Raw genomic sequence first — 1,910 nt, forward strand, 5'->3', positions numbered from 1 at the left:
CGTACCGGTCGCCTATCACAGCTTCGGCGGGTGGAAGCGCAGCGCGTTCGGCGACGTGAACCAGCATGGCGAAGAGGGCGTCCGCTTCTGGACCAAGGTCAAGACCATCACCCAGCGCTGGCCCGATGGATCGGCCGACCTGACTCGAACCGCCGAGGATGGCGCGGCGGCGCGCCTGTCCGATGCCTTCGTCATTCCGACGATGCGATAGGATATGGCAACCGATCCGATCGCCGCCCGCCCCGCATTGCCGCTGCATCCGGCGCGGCCGGTGCGATGGTACAATCTGCTCGCCTATGGATCGAACGACATCCTCGGCGGCGGGTCGATGGCGGTCATCGGCACATGGATCCTGATCTTCTACACCAGCTTTTGCGGCCTGTCGGCGGCGCAGGCGACGATCATCTTCGGCGTCGCGCGCGTGCTGGACGCGTTCACCAGTCCGTTGATCGGGCACCTGTCCGATAATTTCGGCCGAACCGCCTTTGCCAAGCGGTTCGGGCGGCGGCGTTTCTTCATCCTCGCCGCGATCCCGCTGCTGCCCTCGTTCGCACTCATGTGGGTGTCGGGGCAGAGCTTCTGGTATTATCTCGTCACCTATGTCCTGTTCGAAATGGTCTATGCGATGGAGATCATTCCGTACGAGACACTGGCCGCCGAAATGGCGACCGATTACCGGACGAAGGCGAAGTTCGCCGGCGCGCGCATCCTGTTCGGGCAATTGTCGGCGGCGGGCGCGGCGTTCCTGCCCGGCTGGCTGATCGCCTATCTCGGGCCGGATTCGCCCGATACCTATCTGTATATGGGCATCGTCTTTTCGGCGCTGTTCTGCGCCGCCGCCGGCTTCCTCTACGCCTTCAGCTGGGAACGGCAGCGCCCGCCGGGGCTGGACGAGGCGGAGGCAGGCGACCGGCCGACGCTGGGCGCGGCGTTCCGCGCGCTGTACCGCAACCTGTTCTCGACGTTCCGCATCCGCGCCTTCCGCCTGCATCTCGGCATGTATCTGGGCGGTTATATCAGCCAGGACATCTACAACGCGGCGTTCACCTATTTCGTGATCTTCGCGCTGGCCGGATCGACCGCGATCGTCTCCAGCCTCGTCGGCGTCACCTATGTCGTCCAGTTCGTGGCGGTGCTGCTCGCGATCAACTTCGCGTTGCGGCTGTCGCCGGCGGCGGCGTATCGCTTCGCCGCGCTGTCGTTCGGGACCGGCGTCGCGATCTTCGTACTGATGTATGTTGCGGGTTACCCGGCGACGTCGGCGCTGTTCTGGGTACCGGTCGCCTTTGCCGGGCTGGGGCGCGGGGCGCTCAACTACATCCCGTGGGCGACCTATAACTACATGGCCGATGTCGACGAGATCGTGACCGGTCGCCGCCGCGAAGGCGCGTTCGCCGGGGTCATGACCTTCGTTCGCAAGATGAGTCAGGCAGCGGCGGTGATCCTGGTCGGACAGGTCATGCAGGCATCGGGCTTCGTATCGGGCGCCACCACGCAGAGTGGCGGCGCAGTGACTGCCATCGTCGCGGTACTCGGCATCGGCACCACCGCGATGCTGATATTTGGCATCGCCGTGTCGACCCGTTTCCGGCTCGGTCCCCGGACCCATGCGATCCTGCTCGATGAAATCGAACGCTTTCGCAGCGGCGAACGCACCCCCGCCAATCCCGACCATGCCCGCATCGTCGAGGATCTGTCGGGCTGGCGCTACGACCAGCTATGGGGCCGCAACCCGGTGGCGCGGTAAGGTCGCACGGTCCCGGCACATTGCGATCGTCATTCCCGCGCAGGCGGGAGTGATGAAATGCTGGTAGGCCAAGACCCCTATGCTGGATCGACATTCACGCGAAACGCGACGAAATTGCTCCCCTCCCTGACAAGGGAGGGGCTGGGGGTGGGTCGGCCTGCGA

Annotated in this window: 1 protein-coding gene and 1 pseudogene; both read left to right on the top strand. The window is 65.0% G+C overall.

Features of this window, described 5'->3' with window-relative positions; genetic code table 11:
* A pseudogene (locus tag ASE59_RS15050) lies at positions 1-211 on the top strand (methylmalonate-semialdehyde dehydrogenase (CoA acylating)); the annotation flags it as partial.
* Between the two features lie 3 nt (positions 212-214).
* Complete coding sequence (locus ASE59_RS15055; RefSeq protein WP_056458011.1) at positions 215-1,747, top strand: MFS transporter; 1,533 nt, start codon at positions 215-217, stop codon at positions 1,745-1,747.
* Positions 1,748-1,910: the final 163 nt, after the last annotated feature.

Source organism: Sphingomonas sp. Leaf10 (genome assembly GCF_001421245.1).
Taxonomy (GTDB): domain Bacteria; phylum Pseudomonadota; class Alphaproteobacteria; order Sphingomonadales; family Sphingomonadaceae; genus Sphingomonas.

Bases quoted from the DNA above. Each gene is read 5' to 3' on its own strand.
- ASE59_RS15055 (WP_056458011.1), top strand. From the start codon at position 215: ATGGCAACCGATCCGATCGCCGCCCGCCCCGCATTGCCGCTGCATCCG.